This is a genomic window from Trinickia sp. (genome assembly GCF_057351765.1).
In genome coordinates this window covers 17,091-35,594 of record NZ_JBMRBK010000006.1, presented here as the reverse complement: position 1 = coordinate 35,594, position 18,504 = coordinate 17,091, and the positions used below count along the sequence as shown (strand labels likewise).

Genomic DNA, 18,504 nt, shown 5'->3' with positions numbered 1-18,504 from the left:
GCGGAAAAGATCAGCAATCCAATCCCGCTCGTCATCAGCACGCTGTTGGCGCGAAAACGACCTAGCAAGTGTCTCGGACACTCCGCCAGGAACCGGGTCTCGCTTCGTATGCGTACCAGGGAGAAACCGGCGCCGAGAAAGAAATGCGTTGTCAGCAAAGCCGGAAAAGCGGAAAGAAGCGGGATCGCCGCGAGAGCGATCGCCATTGTTCCAATTATGATGAAATCGAGGCGCATGCTACCCGGCGAATTCGCCGCAAACTTTGCTAGCCACACGCCGACAAGGAGTGCGCCGATCGACCACGCTGCTTCTATCATCGAATAGTCCGCGCTCGTGCCGCGGAAATAAAAGGCGATAAGCGCCGGTAGCAATGTATTCGTGATCTGCCCGATCGAAAACGCCAGTGCGGCGCAGGTTGCTATCGCGAACAATCGACGGTGCCGAAGGTAGAGCATCGGCCCTGCGGAAAATGCTCCCCGTTTCCAGGTAGGTGAAGCGCTATCGCGTGCCACATACAAGGCAGGCAGCAACCACCAGTTGATTCCGGCCAGAAGCGCACCACAGGCAGAAATGAAGAGGAAAGCGTGAACGAGGTTGGCTTGAGAAACAACCAGGCCGCCCAACGCCGTCCCAAAAATCAGCGCGATTTGAGCGGTGGAATTGAGGGTCGCCAAGTGCCGAGGTCGTTCGGACTGCTGAAGATGAGTCTTCAGGAAGTAATCCATTGCGCCGCCCAGGACAGAACTGGAGGCAGTAGCCAGGACTACTGCAACAGCGATGGCCTCGAACATCGTCTCGTCGGTCAGCGTCGCTTGTGTAAGAAGCGGGATCCCGCCCGAAACGACGATGCCTAGATGACCGCACAGCAGCATTGCTTTTTTTCTGGCGAAGTAGTCGACTGTTGCGCCCAGAATCGGCGAGAGAACCAGGCTGGCCACCGTCGAGATCAACAGAATCTTTCCGGCAGCATCAGCACGCCCTGTGCTCTGCACCGCCGACCATGCGACCACGACCAATTGATAGCCGATTCGCAAGAAGTTGATCGCGGCCAGTGCCGCGAATAGTTTGATGGACGGGCTGCGCGCCAAGGCGGACGCCCGGCGCGGACATTCGACATCGACCGCATCATTGATCATGGGCGCGGCTCTTCCTTCCCGCCTACAAGCTCGATGCAATTGTCATCGACGGAGCGCAAAAAAACTCGCGTGTACAATGCGTCCGGACTGGGCTCATCGAAAACGTCGCGCGCATGGGCGCCCAATACGTTACGTACAAAAATCAGACGACGCGACTTTTGCGGCACCGAAAATCGCACGGCGTTAGCTGCGAGCGAGCTCCGTAAGCCATCTATCGCGGCCAAATCAAAATCCGGATCTCCAGCGGCCGAGGTAACATCGCCATTCAAGTAGAGGGTAGTACCGACGGATTCTGTTTCAATGAAAATCGGTGCGATCACGTGTCGCGGGGACACTATTTCGAGATTGCCATCATCCACCTCGTAAACGCTTGGAGTGACCTTGATGTTATACGGCCTGCCTACCCCGATACGCCTCATATAAAGGTCCTTCTCGCCCCACATAGAGAATGGAACCCAGTGAAAATTTCCTGGCTTGCGATATGCGATATCGATGTTATAAAGCATAATATTGTGCGGCATCGATACCTTGTCTTCAGCCAGCAACCCATCAGTGTGGAAGCCAAGTTTTGTCTCTGGAGCGATAGGTTGTAGCCCAAGATCCGCCAAATGTTTTGATTTTCGGTATGACGCTGCATAGACCGTGTACGGAGTGTCATTGATGCGATCTCGACCTAACGAAAAGATGTTCGAACCAAGACCTAGTGCTAACGCTACGCCCCAGAAGGCGTTCTGAGTGGTATCGCAAGCTGGGCTCTCTGGTATGTCGACAACCGCCATTCCAATTCCCGGATTCGCGAGATCGTACCTAAACTCATCCAGCAAAGATGCAAACAGTCGACCTGCGATTGGTTTTGATTTCTCGCTTATCAGTTCGCTTGTCAGCCGGGAAATATCTGGTGACGCGCGGGCAAGCTCGACGGCCAACTCCATGTACAATTCATACAAATTTAATCCAATAATGTGGATCTTCGGTGTAAGCGAACTACTAGCTCCCGTATCAACCAAGCCGGAATCACACGCGATCATGACGACATGCCCCTTTAGATCAATTTGACAGATGGCGGGTCAACAGCGATGATTAATTCGACCCGCCCGTATTTTTATTTAAAATCATCAACCACTTTTATGCTTATCCGTTTCGATTACCATCTGTGCATTCTGGCTGAGTGAAATTCAAACGAAGTGAGCCGAGAAGACGCTCGAACGCGGGCTCCGCGGTTGTCGTTTGCAATTTTGCAAGCTCCGGCGACGCCTGACGGGGGAGCTTCGCTGCGTCGAAAATCGATTTCTCTTGCATGAGTTAGGCCCTCAAAAATTTATTGGACGGGTGACAGCAGAGCTGCTGTCGATCTCAATGTAATGAAATTGAATTATCATGTAAACAAAATGTAATGCCCCCTATCCACCTGAACGGTGGATGGAACCGACGCCCTTCGCGCCCCACGAGTCTGTAGGCACCTCATTCGCTCAGCGCTCACTGTTAGCTCCAAGTCATCTCATCGCCAGCCGGTCGAAGCCCCCGAAAGCGTTACAATTGCCGTTTCACGAGTCGAAGACGAGCACGAACCATGGACGGCAAGCGCCCGATCCGTGCCCGTTCCGTCTCGTACCCGAATTCACCTTGCGGCTGTCGCGCTTCGGTCCATTGCCGGACAACGGAAGAAGCGGCGAGTAACCGCAACAGATCGATCCAGAAAGGTCTTCCATGAGTCTCAAATGCGGCATCGTCGGCCTGCCGAACGTCGGCAAGTCCACCCTCTTCAATGCACTGACGAAGGCCGGCATCGCCGCCGAGAACTATCCGTTCTGCACGATCGAGCCGAACGTCGGTGTCGTGGAAGTGCCCGATGCGCGGCTGAAAGCACTCGCCGAGATCGTCAAGCCTGAGCGCGTCGTGCCGGCCGTCGTCGAATTCGTCGATATCGCGGGCCTCGTCGCCGGAGCGAGCAAGGGCGAAGGCCTCGGTAACCAGTTCCTCGCCAACATCCGCGAAACCGATGCGATCACGCACGTGGTGCGCTGCTTCGAAGACGAAAACGTGATTCACGTGGCCGGCAAGGTCGATCCGCTCTCCGACATCGAAGTCATCAACACGGAACTGGCGCTCGCCGATCTCGCCACTGTCGAGAAAGCGCTCGCCCGCTATTCGAAAGCCGCGAAATCGGGCAACGACAAGGAAGCCGTCAAACTCGCCGCCGTGCTCGAAAAGGCGCGCGCGCAGCTCGACATGGCCAAGCCGATCCGCGCGCTCGAGTTGTCCGACGACGAGGCCGCGCTCATCAAGCCGTTTTGCCTCATCACCGCGAAACCGACGATGTATGTGGCCAACGTGAAAGACGACGGCTTCGAGAACAACCCCTACCTCGATGCCGTGCGCCGGCATGCCGATGCGGAGAAATCGCCCGTCGTCGCGGTGTGCGCGGCGATCGAAGCGGAGATTGCGGATCTGGCCGACGAGGACAAGGAAGTGTTTCTCGCCGATATGGGAATGGACGAGCCGGGCCTGAACCGTGTCATCCGAGCTGGTTTCAAGCTGCTGGGCCTGCAGACGTACTTCACGGCAGGCGTGAAGGAAGTACGCGCCTGGACGATCCATATCGGCAATACAGCGCCGCAAGCGGCCGGCGTCATTCATACAGACTTCGAGCGCGGCTTCATCCGCGCACAGACGATCTCGTTCGATGACTTCGTTGCCTATAAAGGCGAACAAGGCGCAAAGGAAGCCGGCAAGATGCGCGCCGAGGGCAAAGAGTATGTCGTGCACGATGGCGACGTCATGAACTTCCTGTTCAACGTCTAAGCAAAACCTGCTCTTTCACGGGGCATCACAACGCACCAAAATCCCCATCAAATGCCTACGCCACTTAAGTCCCATCCTTCCACGGGGTATCAAGTGGCGCATTGAAGTAACGAATCAAACCGGGTACGCCTGCCACAGTGGTGGTAGACGTGCTCAATGATAGGCAGTGCCGGCATGCCAAGCCGAACGCGAAGCCGTAACAATTCGCCCCGACGGACCTGATCTGTAGCGGGGCGAGCCGGTAAAGGGGCGTGCGTCCGCTGCCATGAGAACGGCGAGCATGAATTAGCAATAACTACCGAAATCTCAAATAAATCGGCAATTTTTCCTAAAACATAGCAGCCAATGCCAATAATGATTGAGCCTGTTTTGCCATGAAGTAATTCCGTGTAAAATCGCCCGACTCCGAATTCCGGCTTATCCGTCAGGCTTGCCAATGAATACCGACTTGTCTGCTCAAGACCTTCTGAAAATCGCCACCGGGATGCGGAACAACCGGCTATTAAGGTTGGTGTTTCCACAGAGTGATGCGTCGTGCAACATCTTGTTGGCGAACTGCATCGAAGGCGATGAATACCTATCGCACGATTTCCGATTCGTTGCGGAAATCCTGTCCGACAGCGCCGAGCTCGATCCGAAGGATTTCATCGACAAAATGATCACGAGACGGTTGGCCCGCCGGCCGCTCCGGCGCAGTTCCAGGCAGCGGATTTTTGCTTGCAAGCGGTGCAAATTCAGCACGGGAGAGCACTACCATACGTTTGATGACGAGCTGAAGGCGTTCAACTCGACAATCCGAGGATGGACATGCACGAGCGCCTGATGAAGAAATGCATTGGTAAACCAGTTCCGGAGTGGGATATGGCGCACCGACTGGCAGTCGACCAGCCGGTCTCGCCGAATACTCAAGATGCCGGGACCGTGTTTAGAATTAACTCAATTTTCATGGACGTTATTGAACCCTCGCTTCTCGAGAAGCAATGGTTCATTACTGCCGCAGCGGGGGCATTTTTATTTACCGGGGCGGGTTACTATTTCTATAGCTTCACTCATGCAGACCCAGCCCCTCCATTTTGGATGACAATATCGAATATATTTTCATTCGGGGTGATTTTGTTGTTTCTGGGGATCGCATTTAAATTCGGGGCCGGTTTATTTTTTGGACTTCGCCGCCGCCCGATCCGCTTTCACCGGGGAGAGCGTAAGTTATACGCGATCCGCAAACGACGTTTCTTTGCGAAACCGGGTGAAGGCGATGTCGTATGGGAGGTACCCTGGTCGAACGATTCGATCTTTTGCCTGCATCGCGAGATGTCGACTTTCCGCGAACTGTTCCATATTCGCCATTACACGGTTGATGACCATGGCAAGGTCACGCGGGTCTTCTCGATCGGCCGTGAGTGGATGCCGGCCGCGGAGGTAGAGTTGGCGCTCGCTCAATGGAACTATTGGTGCAAGTTCATGAACGATGGGCCGAATGGCTTGCCCAAGCCCATGCTGTTTCATACCGAGAACGAGACGCCGCGTGAATCGTTCTTGTTCTCGCTTTACGGCGTCGGCATGGACGCGCCCGCAATCTGGCGGATCGTCATGATGCCTTTAATTCTCCTCTTCACATTGATGCGCATCTTAGCCAACGCTACCAGCCGGAATCCGGTCTGGCCGGAGTCGATCCAGCGGATCAGTCAGGTCGCAGCGGACGATCCCTATGCACAACCCCGTGCCGGCACCCCGGTTGGGTGGGGCGAGACCGTTTTGGCCAGGCGACGCGGCGACTACCCGATCAACCCGAAGGCGCGCGTCGAAGACTGGAAGGGAGAAGATGACGCAACGCGCCACGCGGCCCTGTGGCTCGACAACCCTGCTACTCCCGCGGCGTAATGTCGATACACGATCGGCGGATGAGCTATGCAAGCGCTATCGAACCTCTAGAACTGAAAAAATGCGACGAAGGACGAAAGCGACCCGCTTTTGTCGTTCGACGCGATGCCTTATCAAGCGAGTGCGAATGCGAGACCTCGCTTGCCACCGGAGTCAACATGAATTCACAATCCCGCCCCGGCTCGTTGCCCCGTGCAGCCGCAGTCATCGCGGCGGCCATCGCCGCTGCGCCGTTTCTATATGGCTACTACGGCCTGGCGAAGGCATCTTTTCTGTCCGCGGACGTATTGGCCGTGAACCTGACCAATCTTATTAGTAGCCTGGTGTATCGAACCGGTTTGGTTTTCCTGATTGTTCTATGGCACGGGGAACAGCGAGGTCAGCTTGCATTCCGTCGCCCGGCGTTGCTGCTGACGATCTATGCATCATGCCTGGTGGGTTGGGAGATCGCGCAGAGATTGATGTTCGAAGCGCTGATCCGACATTTGAACGACGGCTCGGCCATGCTGAATTTCATCGTGACGATCATCAGCTTGCTGAATGTCGTTCTGTATGCGCTCGTGGCTTGGCTGACGTGGCGATTCATTACACACATGCTGCGCAAAGATGCATTACCGCTGGCACCGCCCGCTAACGCACGGCGGCGCATTGCCGGCCTCGCGGCTTGGATGTTCGCTACCGTACTACTGTCGTTTATGACACAAGCGACGCCTATGTTGCTCGACTACTTTGACGATGATCTCAAGCTCGTGATGTTTGACTACATTGGCACGGTTGCCGTTCCGACAGCCTTGGTCTTCGCGGGCGCGATGCTCGGCCTGCCGCGTAATCTCAGTCGGCTGCACGGCTGGCGTCTACTGGGGGCGTCGCTTGCGGCGATGGCATCTGTTTCGCTGCTGGCTTATGGGGCGCTGCGCCTATTGGGCACCGTGCCTGGCACGGTTAATCCGATGTCCGGCATGCTGATCGTTACACTGCTCGCCGGAATTGGCGTGGCTCACCGAATGTGGTTCCGCGTGTTCTACGCTGCTGCACCCAGACCTGCCGCCGAAATATCTCCAGGCGCGCAATCGTCATAAACGACCAAAACCGCGGGGTGCCACTTCAACATCTGAGCCCCACCAGCCCGGCCCGGCTCCCCGCACGCGCAATCGACTCGATCGTCCGCACGGCCTCGCCGAGGCCGTCTTCTTGTGCCATCGCCGCACCGATTGCGGCCGCGCGCGTGCGCACTTGCGCACGCGACGCGAAATCGATGGCGCGTGCCAGCGCCGCCGCCGATACCCGCTTTCCTTGCACGGCTGCCGGTGCGATGCCGCGCTTAGCGAGTCGATCGGCCCAAAAGAATTGATCGGCCGCAAAGGGAACGACGACGGAAGGCACCCCCGCACGCGCCGCCGAGTGAGACGTACCGGCTCCCCCATGGTGAACGACCATCGAGGTGCGCGGAAAGAGCCACTCATGCGGCGTCTCTCCAACCACATGGAAATTCGCAGGCAGCGCGTTGCCATCTATGCCGCTCCACCCCGGGTAAAAGAGGGCGCGGCGTCCCCCGACGGCCCCGATCAATGCTTCGCCCAGTTTGCGCCGATCAAAGCCCGCCATGCTGCCAAAGCCGATATAGATCGGTGCCTCCCCCGCCGCTAGGAAATCGGCGAGCGGCTTCGGAGCGGACCATTCGCGCGCCCCCGGCGGTCTCCATTGCCCGCAAATACGCGCCTGCGGCGGCCAATCGTGAGGCTGTGGCAAAAGGCTCGGCGACACGCCATAAAGAATCGGGTGTTCAGTCCACACGCGCTCGCGTGCGGGGAGCCCACAAACGCTCGCTCGCGCCGCGTTCGTCGCTTTGCGAAACGCACGCCAGAGCATCGCATTGACGAAACGATGGCTCGCGCGGTTGAGCCAGCCCGGCAGCTTGCCGGGCGGCAAAAACGGTGACGCGAAATCAGCGGTCGGCGTAATCGGGATCATACCGGCGCCGATTGCGGGGATACCGAGGCGCTCGGCTACGGACAGCCCGACAAACGACGCCAGCGCCGATACGATCAGCGCATCACAGCCACGCGCCGCGTCCAGCGTCTCGCGCATCCAGACCATCGTATTCGCGTTCGCGATTTCCGCCAGGGCGCGGGCCGTGTTCGAAAAATTCGCTTTACCGCCAACGACATTCGACAACGCCTCGCCAGGCATCAAGGCTCGTTTGATGTCGCCCGTCAGCGGCGATGCGGGTACGCCAAGCGCCGCCGCACTCGTCAGCGTCGATGCATCGGCCAAAATATGCGCCTCGTGACCCGCATCGATCAGCGCACGACACAGTGCGGCGAGCGGCCGCGTATCCCCCTCGGTTCCGTAAGTCACCACGGCAAATTTCATCGTGTGCTCTTCCAATGCCGGCTGGCGCCGGCTTTTCGTTATGACGCCGGCGCGGCCGGCGATCCGGTCCATCCTTTGCCCCTGAGCACTCGGCCACGCCCCCACCGAAACGCACGCTTCTTTGCGCGCCCACCCGGTAACGTGTAAGACTAGCGTTTTCTCTCAATTTCCGTTTCCCCGCACATGGCCCAATACGTCTACACCATGAACCGGGTCGGCAAAATCGTGCCGCCCAAGCGTCAAATCCTGAAGGACATCTCGCTCTCGTTCTTCCCCGGCGCGAAAATCGGTGTGCTCGGCCTGAACGGCTCGGGCAAATCGACGCTCATTCGCATCATGGCCGGCGTCGACCGGGACATCGAAGGCGAAGCGACCCCGATGCCGAATTTGAACATCGGCTACCTGCCGCAAGAGCCGCAGCTCGATCCGGAAAAAACCGTGCGCGAGGCCGTCGAAGAAGGCCTCGGCGATGTCTTCAGCGCGCAAAAGAAGCTCGACGAAATCTATGCGGCCTACGCCGAACCCGATGCCGACTTCGACGCACTCGCTGCCGAGCAGGCGAAGTATGAAGCGATCCTCGCCGCGAGCGACGGCGGCAGCCCCGAGCAGCAACTCGAAGTCGCCGCGGACGCGCTGCGCCTGCCGCCGTGGGACGCGAAAATCGCGAATCTGTCGGGCGGTGAAAAGCGCCGCGTGGCACTGTGCAAGCTGCTCCTCGAAAAGCCCGACATGCTGCTGCTCGACGAGCCTACCAACCACCTCGATGCCGAATCCGTCGAATGGCTGGAACAGTTCCTCACGCGCTTCCCGGGTACGGTCGTAGCCGTCACCCACGATCGCTACTTCCTCGATAACGCCGCCGAATGGATTCTCGAGCTCGACCGCGGCTACGGCATTCCGTGGAAAGGCAACTACAGCAGTTGGCTCGATCAGAAGGAAACGCGCCTGAAACAGGAGGAAACGGCTGAATCGGCGCGCCAAAAGGCGATCAAGAAAGAGCTCGAGTGGGTGCGCCAGAACCCGAAGGGCCGTCAGGCAAAGTCGAAGGCGCGTATTGCCCGCTTCGAGGAATTGAGCAGCCAGGACTACCAAAAGCGCAACGAGACGCAGGAAATCTTCATTCCCGTCGGCGACCGGCTGGGCAACGAAGTGGTCGAATTCAAGAACGTCACCAAGGCCTATGGCGACCGGCTGCTCATCGACAATCTGAGCTTCAAGGTGCCGCCCGGCGCGATCGTTGGCATCATCGGCCCGAACGGCGCCGGCAAGTCCACCCTCTTTCGCATGCTGACGGGCCGCGAAACGCCCGATTCGGGCACCATCGATATCGGACCGACGGTCAAGCTCGCCTATGTCGATCAGAGCCGCGACGCGCTCGACGGCTCGAAGACCGTCTTCGAGGAAATCTCCGGCGGCGCCGATGTCCTGACGGTCGGCAGATACGAAACGCCCTCGCGCGCCTACATCGGCCGTTTCAACTTCAAGGGCGCCGATCAGCAAAAGAACGTCGGCAATCTCTCCGGCGGCGAGCGCGGGCGCCTGCATCTGGCGAAGACGCTCATCGCCGGCGGCAACATGCTGCTGCTCGACGAACCGTCGAACGACCTCGACGTCGAGACGCTGCGAGCGCTCGAAGATGCACTGCTCGAATTCGCGGGCTCGGTCATGGTGATCTCGCATGACCGCTGGTTCCTGGATCGCATCGCCACTCACATCCTCGCGTTCGAGGGCGACTCGCAGGTGGTGTTCTTCGACGGCAACTATCAGGAGTACGAAGCGGACAAGCGCAAGCGCCTGGGCGAAGAAGCGGCCAAGCCCAAACGCATCCGCTATAAGCCGATCACGCGCTGATGCGCTGATGCGCTGATACGCGCGCGGGAAGCGGCAAGCGCCCGGTCAACCGGGCGCGCTCATTCAGGTGCCCAGCGCGAGGCCAAGCTCCCGCAGCCGTGCCTCGGTGGCGGCCGCGCTCGTGTGGTGCACGCCGTGCCATCCGAGCGCTGCCGCGGCGTGCGCGTTCTTGATGTTGTCGTCGATGAAGACGAGCTCATGGGCCGCCACGCCGGGCACATGCCGCTCGATGCGGGAAAACATCTCTGCATAAATCGCCGGATCGGGCTTCACGAGCTTTACGCGGCCCGATACGACAACGTCGCGAAAGCGCCGCAGCACGTCGAAACGATCCCAGGCATACGGAAACGTCTCGGCCGACCAATTCGTGAGCCCAAAAAGCGGTACCCCCGCTGCCTCGAGCTTTTCGACGAGCGCGGCGCCTTCGGCGATGACCCCGCCGATCATCTCGTGCCAGCGCGCATAGAACGCACGAATCAACGATTCGTGCTGCGGAAAACGCGCGACGAGCTCCGCGGTCCCCGTCTCGATCAACTGACCGCCATCTTGCTGCACGACCCAGTCCATCGAGCACACCTCTGTCAGGAAGCGGTGGCGCTCCCCTTCATCGGGAATCAACTGACGGTACAAATACTCGGGGTTCCAGTCGATGAGCACCCCGCCGAAATCGAAGACCACCACCTTCGCTGCCATGCAACGCTCTCCCTCGTCCTGCAAAGATCAGATCGCTCGCGTGCGGGCCTCGAGCCAGGCTCGGGCCTCACCCGTCACATGCGGTGAAATGCGTTCACGCACTGTTTCGTGATAGCCGTTGAGCCATGCGCGCTCATCGTCGCGCAACAGCGCCAGCGCTATGGCGCGTGTATCGATCGGGCACAGAGTCAGCGTCTCGAAGTCGAGGAACGCGCCGAACTCCGTCTCGCCCGCCGCTCGGCTCAGAACGAGATTCTCGATTCGCACGCCCCACTGCCCCGGTCGATAGATACCGGGCTCGACGGACGTGATCATCCCCTCCTGCATCGCCGTGTAAGGCTCCGCCGGCGCATAGTGCGAGATCACCTGCGGACCTTCATGCACGTTGAGGAAATAGCCGACGCCATGCCCTGTGCCATGCCCGTAGTCGACACCCGCCTCCCAGATCGGCGCACGCGCGATGGCGTCGAGCATCGGCGAGCGGATACCGCGCGGAAAACGGGCGCGCGAAAGCGCGATCATGCCCTTGAGCACCAGCGTGAAGTCGCGTCGTTGCGGGTCGGTGATCGAGCCGATCGGCATCACCCGCGTAATGTCGGTCGTGCCGCCCAGATACTGTCCTCCCGAGTCGATCAGCAGCAATCCATCGCCCGCGATGTGCGCATGCGATGCCTCGGTCGCACGATAGTGCGGCATCGCGCCGTTCGCGTTGAAGCCGGCAATGGTGGCAAAGCTCTGGCAGATGTAGCCGGGCCTGCGCGCTCGCGCGGCGGTGAGCCGTTCGTCGACGATGAGCTCGGTCAGCGTTTGCCGCCCAAGCGCGTTTTCGAACCAGGCGAAGAACTCGGCCAGCGCGGCGCCGTCCTGCTCCATCGTCGCGCGCACGTGCTCCGCCTCGGCGGCTGTCTTGCGCGACTTCGCGAACGTGGACGGGTTGACCGCCTCGACCACGTCGACCGACTGCGGGACCGCCTCGCGCAAGCCGTAGGTGATGCGCCGCGGATCGACGAGCAATGTTGCGCCGGCCGGCAGTGCCGCAAGCGCGGCAGACGCCCGCTCGTACGGTTCGATCGCCACGCCGTCGCGCGCGAGGCTGGCGGCGACATCGGGCGGCACCTTGCCTGCGCCGACGAACAGCGTGGCCGACTCGAGCCCGATTAGCGCATGGCCAACGAAGACGGGATTGAAATTGACATCGGCACCGCGCAGATTCGTGAGCCAGGCGAGATCGTCGAGCGTCGAGACGAAATGCCACTGCGCGCCCTGTTCGCGCATCGCCCGCCGCACGGCTTCGAGCTTTTCAACCCGCGCGACGCACGCGTACGGCGCTCGATGCTCGTAAACGGGCGCTGAGGGCAGTTCCGGACGGTCTGCCCACACCGCGTCCAACAGATCGAGGTCGGTCCGCAGCCCGATGCCTCGCGCGCTCAGCGCATCGGCCAATGCACGTGCGGCTGCAAGCGCCAGCACGGCACCGTCGACGCCCACGTTCGACCCGGAGGCCAGCCGCTGCGCGAGCCAATCGACATGCGGCTGCGATTGCTGGCCCGCCGTCATCTTCATGAGCTCGACTCCGCTGCCCTCCAGTTCTGCGGCGGCTTGCACCCAATAGCGGCTATCGGTCCACACGCCCGCGAAGTCCGCTGTGACGACGAGCGTGCCAGCGGAGCCCGTGAAGCCCGAGAGCCACTGCCGGGCTTGCCAGCGTGCGGGCAGATATTCGGACAGATGCGGGTCGGAGGACGGCACGACGTAGGCGTCCAGCCGCTCGCGCGCCATGGCATCGCGCAAGCGCGCGATGCGTGCGGCTATGTCCAGGGCGGGGGCGGCGGTCTCGGTAGGTCGGTCGTTCATGAATCAGGCCTCATTTATCGTCGAGTCGCCAGACCGACGGTCACCGCCACGGCGATGAACGCGACGGCCGTGCAGACCGGCCACTCGAACACCCCGCCATCGTAGAAAAGCCCGGACACGTTGCCGGCCATCTTCGCTGCCGCGGCGGCCACGATGCCGACGCCAACGGCAATGAACCAGCGCACGCGGCTCGCGCGATAGAGCGGGTGCAAGCGCCAGCCGGCCAGCCCGACCACGATGCCGAGCACGACGAGTCCGGGCCACCCCATCAGCCGCGCCCCGCCGTCGACCGTACCGGTCGAAACACGCGGAAATGGAATGAACCTGTCGATCGCATGGCGGTCTTTTTCGATGACGGAGAGGGTTGGAAAAGGGACGCTCCGGGGCCCGCACCCGGGATTGACGCGGACGTGCCCAAAGCATGGAACCGTTATAATACCCGGCTGAAATCCTAGCGCCGCCCTGTCAACCTGGCGGCAATGCGCCCCGCATATGCAACTGCTAACGATCGGAATCAATCACCACACGGCGCCCGTCGCACTGCGCGAACGTGTGGCGTTTCCGCTCGAAGAGATCAAGCCGGCGCTCGCCGCGCTCAGATCGCTGTGGCTGGGGCGGCCGGCGCTTGGGGCTCCCGAGGCGGCGATCCTGTCGACTTGCAACCGGACCGAGCTCTATTGCGCGACTGACGACCGCGCGCCGCGCGAAGCCGCCATCGAATGGCTTGCGCACTATCACGGCATGGACGCAGCCGAGCTCGCTCCGCACGTCTATGCGCTGCCGCAGTCGGAAGCCGTGCGCCACGCTTTTCGCGTTGCCTCGGGGCTCGATTCGATGGTGCTCGGCGAAACGCAAATCCTCGGACAAATGAAGCACGCGGTGCGTGCCGCTTCCGAGGCGGGGGCGCTCGGCACCTACCTCAATCAGCTTTTCCAGCGCACGTTCTCGGTCGCGAAGGAAGTGCGCGGCACGACGGCCGTGGGGGCCCAGTCGGTCTCGATGGCCGCCGCGGCGGTCCGCCTCGCCCAGCGCATCTTCGACAAAATCTCGAACCAGCGCGTGCTTTTCATCGGCGCGGGAGAGATGATCGAACTCTGCGCCGCGCACTTCGCCGCACAGGAGCCGCGCGAGTTGGTCATCGCGAACCGTACCGTGGAGCGCGGCGCGAAGCTGGCCGAGCGCTTTCGCGGACGTTCGATGGCACTCGCCGAGCTGCCCACGCGCATGCACGAGTTCGACATCATCGTTTCGTGCACGGCATCGACGCTGCCGATCATCGGACTCGGCGCCGTCGAACGGGCTGTCAAGGCGCGGCGGCGCCGGCCGATCTTCATGGTCGATCTCGCGGTGCCGCGCGACATCGAGCCCGAAGTGGCCGAGCTGCAAGACGTTTTCCTCTATACCGTCGACGATCTCGGCGCGATCGTTCGCGAAGGCAACGCTTCCAGACAAGCGGCGGTGGCCCAGGCGGAAGCGATCATCGAGACGCGCGTACAGCACTTCATGCAGTGGCTCGACGCACGCAGCGCCGTGCCGGTGATCCGCCACATGCACATGCAGGCCGACGTGCTGCGGCGCGCCGAACTCGAGCGCGCGCAAAAGATGCTTGCGCGCGGTGACGACCCGGCAGCAGTGCTCGAAGCCTTGTCGCAATCGCTCACCAACAAGCTGATCCACGGCCCGACGCACGCGCTCAACCGCGCGAGCAGCGAAGACCGGGCCGCGCTCGTCGAATTGCTCGGCGGCGTATACCGGCACGCGAAGCCCTCCGATCGTTAGCGTCGCGGCAAACGCCGCGCCGGCGCGGGCACCCCCACCCGAGCACTGTCCCCGATTCCTCTTCCTTTCAGGAGCCCCGCTCCAGACCATGAAAACGAGCATGCAACAGAAGCTCGACCAGTTGACCACCCGGCTGGCCGAACTCAACGATTTGCTGAGCCGTGGCGACGTGACGGCCAATCTGGACCAATATCGCAAGCTCACGCGCGAACATGCGGAGATCGGGCCAGTCGTCGAGCATTACGGCCAATGGCGCCAGGCGCGCACCGACGCCGCAACGGCGCAGGAGCTGCTGGCCGACGCGTCGATGCGTGAGTTCGCCGAAGAAGAAGCGCGCGCCGCGCGCGAACGCATGGGTCGCCTCGAATCGGAGCTGCGCACGATGCTGCTGCCGAGAGATCCGAACGACGAGCGCAACATATTCCTCGAAATCCGCGCCGGGACGGGCGGCGACGAATCCGCGTTGTTCGCCGGCGACCTGCTGCGCATGTACCTGCGCTACGCCGAGCGCCAGCGTTGGCAGATCGAAATGATTTCGGAAAGCGTCTCGGATCTCGGCGGATACAAGGAAGTGATCGTCCGGGTTGCGGGTCAGGGTGCCTACTCGCGGCTCAAGTTCGAGTCGGGCGGTCATCGCGTGCAGCGGGTGCCGGCCACGGAAACGCAGGGCCGCATCCATACTTCGGCGTGTACGGTCGCGGTCATGCCGGAGGCGGACGAGATCGGCGAAGTCGAGATCAATCCGGCCGATTTGCGCATCGATACGTTCCGGGCGTCGGGTGCGGGCGGTCAGCACATCAACAAGACCGATTCGGCCGTGCGCATCACGCACTTGCCGACGGGCATCGTCGTCGAATGCCAGGACGATCGGTCGCAGCACAAGAACAAGGACCGCGCGCTCAAGGTCCTCGCAGCACGCATCAAAGACAAGCAGTACCACGAGCAACACGCGAAAGAAGCCGCCACGCGCAAGAGCCTGATCGGTTCGGGAGACCGCTCGGAACGCATCCGGACCTACAACTTCCCGCAAGGGCGGCTCACCGATCACCGCATCAATCTGACGCTCTACAAGCTCGAAGCCATCATGGATGGCGATCTGGACGATCTGATCGCCGCGCTCGTGAGCGAACATCAGGCCGAGCTGCTCGCCTCGCTCGGCGATGCGGACTGAGCACGCCCGCGCCCTTTTTTTTCGCACGGTACGACCGATCCGCCACCATGACGACCCGAAGCCCCGCCCCGGCGCCCGATCGCGCAGCCGAGCCGACCCTACCGGCCACCCCCGCCGCGCTGCTGCGCGCGACGCGCTTGCCCGCGCTCGAAGCGCGCATTCTGCTCGCTCACGCGCTAGGCTGGCGGCGCACGGAGCTCATCACGCGCGGCGACGAGCAGCTCGGCAATGAGGCGCTTCACCGCTATCGCGCGCTCGAAGCGCGCCGCATGAATGGCGAGCCGGTCGCACAACTGACGGGCAGCCGCGAGTTTTTCGGCCTTCAGTTCGAGATCACGCCGGACGTATTGATCCCGCGCCCCGAAACCGAGCTGCTCGTTGAAACGGCGCTCGCGGCTATCGTCGGCATTGCCATGCCGCGCGTGCTGGATCTCGGTACAGGCAGCGGCGCCATCGCCGTGGCCATCGCCGCGACGCGGCCCGACGCTCGCATCTGGGCGCTCGATCGCTCGGCCGCGGCGCTCGCCGTCGCCGCGCGCAACGCTGCGAAGCTGCTCGATGCCCGCCGCCCGGGCGGTGCGCCGACACTCGTCACAAGCGATTGGTATGCCGCGCTCGACCCGACGCTCGCATTCGATGTCATTGTCGGCAACCCGCCCTACATCGCCGCTGGCGATCCGCATCTCGCGCAGGGCGATTTGCGCTTCGAGCCGCGCGGCGCGTTGACTGACGAAGCCGACGGACTCGCGGCGATCCGGACCATCGTGGACGGGGCGCGCCGATTCGTCGCACGAGGCGGCCAGGTTTGGGTCGAGCACGGCTACGATCAAGCCGAAGCGGTGCGTGCACTCTTTGTGAAGCATGGTTTCGAGGACGTCCGCTCGCTGGCCGATCTAGCCGGCATCGAGCGCGCGAGTGGCGGCACCGCGCCGGCGTAACCCCCGCTGCAGCGTCGCGACCCTACGGCGCGAGGCGGCCCCGGCCGCCGAGTGCGAAATCCGTTATCATTTCGCTCTATCTCTCCCACATTCCGTGCCTGTCACGGATTCAAGGTCAGTCATGGACACGCAACAACGCATCAAGCAAATCGTCGACGAAAACCCGGTCGTGCTCTTCATGAAGGGCAATGCGCAATTCCCGATGTGCGGCTTTTCCGGGCGCGCCGTGCAGATTCTGAAGGCATGCGGCGTCGGCGAGTTCAAGACGGTCAACGTTCTCGAAGACGATGAAATTCGCCAGGGCATCAAGGAATATTCGAACTGGCCCACCATTCCGCAGCTTTATGTGAAGGGCGAATTCGTCGGCGGCTCGGACATCATGATGGAGATGTACGAATCGGGCGAACTTCAACAGCTCTTCACGGCCGCTTGACGCCGCGCGCGCTGCTTCGCGCCGCCTGATCGACTGCGTGCCATGCCATCGCCCAGCGCGCCGCCGCGCCGGCTCATTGTCGCCATCACCGGAGCGACCGGTTCGATCTACGGCGTGCGGCTGCTCGAAACGCTGCGCCGCCTAGGCGGGATCGAGTCGCATTTGCTCATTTCGAGTGCCGGCTGGCTCAATCTGCAGCACGAGCTGCAGTTGACCAAAGACGACGTCCATCCGCTCGCCGATATCGTGCATTCCGTGCGCGATGTCGGCGCCAGCATCGCGTCGGGATCGTTCGCGACCGATGGCATGATCGTCGCACCCTGCTCGATGAAGACGCTCGCGAGCATTGCCCATGGCTTCGGCGATAACCTCATTACACGCGCCGCGGACGTCACGCTCAAGGAACGGCGCCGGCTCGTGCTGCTCGTGCGGGAAACGCCGCTGAACCTCGCGCATCTGCGCAATATGACGGCCGTCACCGAAATGGGCGGGATCGTCTTTCCGCCGCTGCCCGCGTTCTACAATCGGCCCGCTTCGATCGATGAGATCGTCGACGACACCGTAGCACGCGTGCTCGACCTGTTCGGCTTGGGCCACCCACTCGCGGCGGCGTGGCCCGGGTTGCGCGGCGAATCGACCGACTAGTCGTCCGTCGGGCACGTATCGGCGTCCATTGCCAACCAGCGCGATACGATGCGTTTCATGAAGACGGATTTATCGCGGCGACGGGTGGGCCTATAGTCGAAGCAAATCCTCTTTTGCCGCATTGCGCGGCGCTTCGATCATGTCCCGTCTACCCTCGCTTTATTTGTCCCACGGCGCGCCCACGCTGCCGATCGATCCCACCCTACCCTCGGCGGCATTCGGCACGCTGGCGGCCCGACTGCCGCGCCCGCGTGCGATTCTGATGCTCTCGGCGCACTGGGGTACGGCCAAGCCTCTGGCCAGTACGGCAGCCTCGCCGGCGACGATCCACGATTTTCACGGGTTTCCGCGTGCGCTCTATGAGATCGACTACCCGGCGCCGGGTGCTCCCGACGTTGCACGCGAGGCCGTCGCGTTGCTCGAGGCGCAAGGCATCGATGCCGCGACCACCGAGCACGGGCTCGATCACGGCGCGTGGGTGCCGATGCTATTGATGTTTCCGCAAGCCGATGTGCCGGTCGCACAACTGTCGATCCAGCCGCACCGCGACCCGATGCATCACTTTCAGATGGGACGCGCGTTGCGTCCGCTTGCGGACGGCGGTGTGATGATCGTGGGCTCGGGCCAGATCACTCACAACCTGCGGGCAGCGGATTTCCACGCCGGGCCGGATGATGTCGATCCGCGCGTGGCGGAGTTCACCGATTGGTTCGAGGCGAGGCTTGCCTCGCACGATATCGATGCGCTGCTCGACTACCGGCGGCAGGCACCGTACGCGGCGCTGATGCATCCGAGCGACGAGCATTTGCTGCCGGTTTACGCGGCGCTCGGTGCGGCGCCCGACGATTACTCGCTCGAGATCGACTCGTTGGGCACCTATCAACGCGCGCTCGCGATGACGAACTACGTGTTCGACACGCCGACTCCGTAAAGTCAGCGCGGCCCGCC

General features: G+C 61.7%; 17 protein-coding genes. 11 read left to right on the top strand and 6 right to left on the bottom strand.

The features are described from left to right. Both ACO1XS_RS01250 and ACO1XS_RS01245 read right to left on the bottom strand, forming a co-directional pair. Positions 1-1,136 (bottom strand): MFS transporter (locus ACO1XS_RS01250; protein WP_486389855.1); only part of this gene is annotated, 1,136 nt, incomplete at its 3' end. After that, on the bottom strand, positions 1,133-2,068 hold the full coding sequence (locus tag ACO1XS_RS01245) for a hypothetical protein (RefSeq protein WP_486389854.1): 936 nt from the start codon (positions 2,066-2,068) through the stop codon (positions 1,133-1,135). The genes ACO1XS_RS01245 and ACO1XS_RS01250, both read right to left, overlap by 4 nt. 775 nt (positions 2,069-2,843) lie before the next feature. Between ACO1XS_RS01245 and ychF the strand changes: the two genes are divergently transcribed. From ychF to ACO1XS_RS01225, 4 genes are all read left to right on the top strand, one after another. Continuing rightward, a complete protein-coding gene (gene ychF / locus ACO1XS_RS01240; protein WP_331570972.1) occupies positions 2,844-3,938 on the top strand; it encodes a redox-regulated ATPase YchF in 1,095 nt (364 codons plus the stop codon). A 436-nt stretch (positions 3,939-4,374) separates the two neighbouring features. Next, entirely contained in the window at positions 4,375-4,761 is a 387-nt protein-coding gene (locus ACO1XS_RS01235) for a hypothetical protein (protein WP_331570970.1), read from the top strand. Further along, complete coding sequence (locus ACO1XS_RS01230; RefSeq protein ID WP_486389853.1) at positions 4,746-5,819, top strand: DUF6708 domain-containing protein; 1,074 nt, start codon at positions 4,746-4,748, stop codon at positions 5,817-5,819. The genes ACO1XS_RS01235 and ACO1XS_RS01230 overlap by 16 nt, the downstream gene beginning before the upstream one ends. 20 nt (positions 5,820-5,839) lie before the next feature. Continuing rightward, positions 5,840-6,898 carry a hypothetical protein gene (locus tag ACO1XS_RS01225; RefSeq protein ID WP_486389852.1) on the top strand — a complete coding sequence of 353 codons (1,059 nt, stop codon included), beginning with the start codon at positions 5,840-5,842 and terminating at the stop codon, positions 6,896-6,898. Between the two features lie 25 nt (positions 6,899-6,923). Here the strand turns inward: ACO1XS_RS01225 and ACO1XS_RS01220 are convergent, their stop codons facing one another. Beyond that, complete coding sequence (locus tag ACO1XS_RS01220; protein ID WP_486389851.1) at positions 6,924-8,192, bottom strand: glycosyltransferase; 1,269 nt, start codon at positions 8,190-8,192, stop codon at positions 6,924-6,926. Between the two features lie 183 nt (positions 8,193-8,375). Between ACO1XS_RS01220 and ettA the strand changes: the two genes are divergently transcribed. Further along, on the top strand, positions 8,376-10,043 hold the full coding sequence (gene ettA, locus ACO1XS_RS01215) for an energy-dependent translational throttle protein EttA (RefSeq protein WP_440560144.1): 1,668 nt from the start codon (positions 8,376-8,378) through the stop codon (positions 10,041-10,043). A gap of 63 nt (positions 10,044-10,106) precedes the next feature. On the opposite strand, the gene ACO1XS_RS01210 is transcribed toward ettA, so the two are convergent. The 3 genes from ACO1XS_RS01210 to ACO1XS_RS01200 are packed head-to-tail and all read right to left on the bottom strand — an operon-like array spanning position 10,107 to position 12,859. After that, entirely contained in the window at positions 10,107-10,736 is a 630-nt protein-coding gene (locus ACO1XS_RS01210) for an HAD family hydrolase (RefSeq protein ID WP_486389850.1), read from the bottom strand. Positions 10,737-10,763: 27 nt separating this feature from the next. Beyond that, positions 10,764-12,590 (bottom strand): aminopeptidase P family protein, encoded by a 1,827-nt coding sequence (locus ACO1XS_RS01205; RefSeq protein ID WP_486389849.1) that lies wholly within the window; start codon positions 12,588-12,590, stop codon positions 10,764-10,766. Between the two features lie 14 nt (positions 12,591-12,604). After that, positions 12,605-12,859, bottom strand: coding sequence for a hypothetical protein (locus tag ACO1XS_RS01200; protein ID WP_331571721.1), 255 nt, complete (start codon positions 12,857-12,859; stop codon positions 12,605-12,607). 223 nt (positions 12,860-13,082) lie between these two features. Between ACO1XS_RS01200 and hemA the strand changes: the two genes are divergently transcribed. The 6 genes from hemA (at position 13,083) to ACO1XS_RS01170 (ending at position 18,487) form a co-directional block, all read left to right on the top strand. Beyond that, positions 13,083-14,369, top strand: coding sequence for a glutamyl-tRNA reductase (hemA, locus tag ACO1XS_RS01195; protein ID WP_486389848.1), 1,287 nt, complete (start codon positions 13,083-13,085; stop codon positions 14,367-14,369). Between the two features lie 88 nt (positions 14,370-14,457). Beyond that, complete coding sequence (gene prfA / locus ACO1XS_RS01190; protein ID WP_331571717.1) at positions 14,458-15,540, top strand: peptide chain release factor 1; 1,083 nt, start codon at positions 14,458-14,460, stop codon at positions 15,538-15,540. 47 nt (positions 15,541-15,587) lie between these two features. Further along, entirely contained in the window at positions 15,588-16,478 is an 891-nt protein-coding gene (gene prmC, locus ACO1XS_RS01185) for a peptide chain release factor N(5)-glutamine methyltransferase (RefSeq protein ID WP_486389847.1), read from the top strand. A gap of 121 nt (positions 16,479-16,599) precedes the next feature. Next, positions 16,600-16,911, top strand: a complete 312-nt coding sequence (gene grxD / locus ACO1XS_RS01180) for a Grx4 family monothiol glutaredoxin (protein ID WP_331571713.1) — start codon at positions 16,600-16,602, stop codon at positions 16,909-16,911. A 42-nt stretch (positions 16,912-16,953) separates the two neighbouring features. Then, a complete protein-coding gene (locus tag ACO1XS_RS01175; protein ID WP_331571711.1) occupies positions 16,954-17,556 on the top strand; it encodes a UbiX family flavin prenyltransferase in 603 nt (200 codons plus the stop codon). Positions 17,557-17,695: 139 nt separating this feature from the next. Beyond that, complete coding sequence (locus tag ACO1XS_RS01170; RefSeq protein ID WP_331571709.1) at positions 17,696-18,487, top strand: DODA-type extradiol aromatic ring-opening family dioxygenase; 792 nt, start codon at positions 17,696-17,698, stop codon at positions 18,485-18,487. The last annotated feature ends 17 nt before the right edge of the window (positions 18,488-18,504 follow it).

What these genes read in the sequence shown, in the direction of transcription:
- ACO1XS_RS01245 (WP_486389854.1), bottom strand. Translation starts at nt 2,068, where the DNA reads ATGGAGTTGGCCGTCGAGCTTGCCCGCGCGTCACCAGATATTTCCCGG.
- ychF (WP_331570972.1), top strand. Translation starts at nt 2,844, where the DNA reads ATGAGTCTCAAATGCGGCATCGTCGGCCTGCCGAACGTCGGCAAGTCC.
- ACO1XS_RS01235 (WP_331570970.1), top strand. Translation starts at nt 4,375, where the DNA reads ATGAATACCGACTTGTCTGCTCAAGACCTTCTGAAAATCGCCACCGGG.
- ACO1XS_RS01230 (WP_486389853.1), top strand. Translation starts at nt 4,746, where the DNA reads ATGCACGAGCGCCTGATGAAGAAATGCATTGGTAAACCAGTTCCGGAG.
- ACO1XS_RS01225 (WP_486389852.1), top strand. Translation starts at nt 5,840, where the DNA reads ATGAGCTATGCAAGCGCTATCGAACCTCTAGAACTGAAAAAATGCGAC.
- ACO1XS_RS01220 (WP_486389851.1), bottom strand. Translation starts at nt 8,192, where the DNA reads ATGAAATTTGCCGTGGTGACTTACGGAACCGAGGGGGATACGCGGCCG.
- ettA (WP_440560144.1), top strand. Translation starts at nt 8,376, where the DNA reads ATGGCCCAATACGTCTACACCATGAACCGGGTCGGCAAAATCGTGCCG.
- ACO1XS_RS01210 (WP_486389850.1), bottom strand. Translation starts at nt 10,736, where the DNA reads ATGGCAGCGAAGGTGGTGGTCTTCGATTTCGGCGGGGTGCTCATCGAC.
- ACO1XS_RS01205 (WP_486389849.1), bottom strand. Translation starts at nt 12,590, where the DNA reads ATGAACGACCGACCTACCGAGACCGCCGCCCCCGCCCTGGACATAGCC.
- ACO1XS_RS01200 (WP_331571721.1), bottom strand. Translation starts at nt 12,859, where the DNA reads ATGGGGTGGCCCGGACTCGTCGTGCTCGGCATCGTGGTCGGGCTGGCC.
- hemA (WP_486389848.1), top strand. Translation starts at nt 13,083, where the DNA reads ATGCAACTGCTAACGATCGGAATCAATCACCACACGGCGCCCGTCGCA.
- prfA (WP_331571717.1), top strand. Translation starts at nt 14,458, where the DNA reads ATGAAAACGAGCATGCAACAGAAGCTCGACCAGTTGACCACCCGGCTG.
- prmC (WP_486389847.1), top strand. Translation starts at nt 15,588, where the DNA reads ATGACGACCCGAAGCCCCGCCCCGGCGCCCGATCGCGCAGCCGAGCCG.
- grxD (WP_331571713.1), top strand. Translation starts at nt 16,600, where the DNA reads ATGGACACGCAACAACGCATCAAGCAAATCGTCGACGAAAACCCGGTC.
- ACO1XS_RS01175 (WP_331571711.1), top strand. Translation starts at nt 16,954, where the DNA reads ATGCCATCGCCCAGCGCGCCGCCGCGCCGGCTCATTGTCGCCATCACC.
- ACO1XS_RS01170 (WP_331571709.1), top strand. Translation starts at nt 17,696, where the DNA reads ATGTCCCGTCTACCCTCGCTTTATTTGTCCCACGGCGCGCCCACGCTG.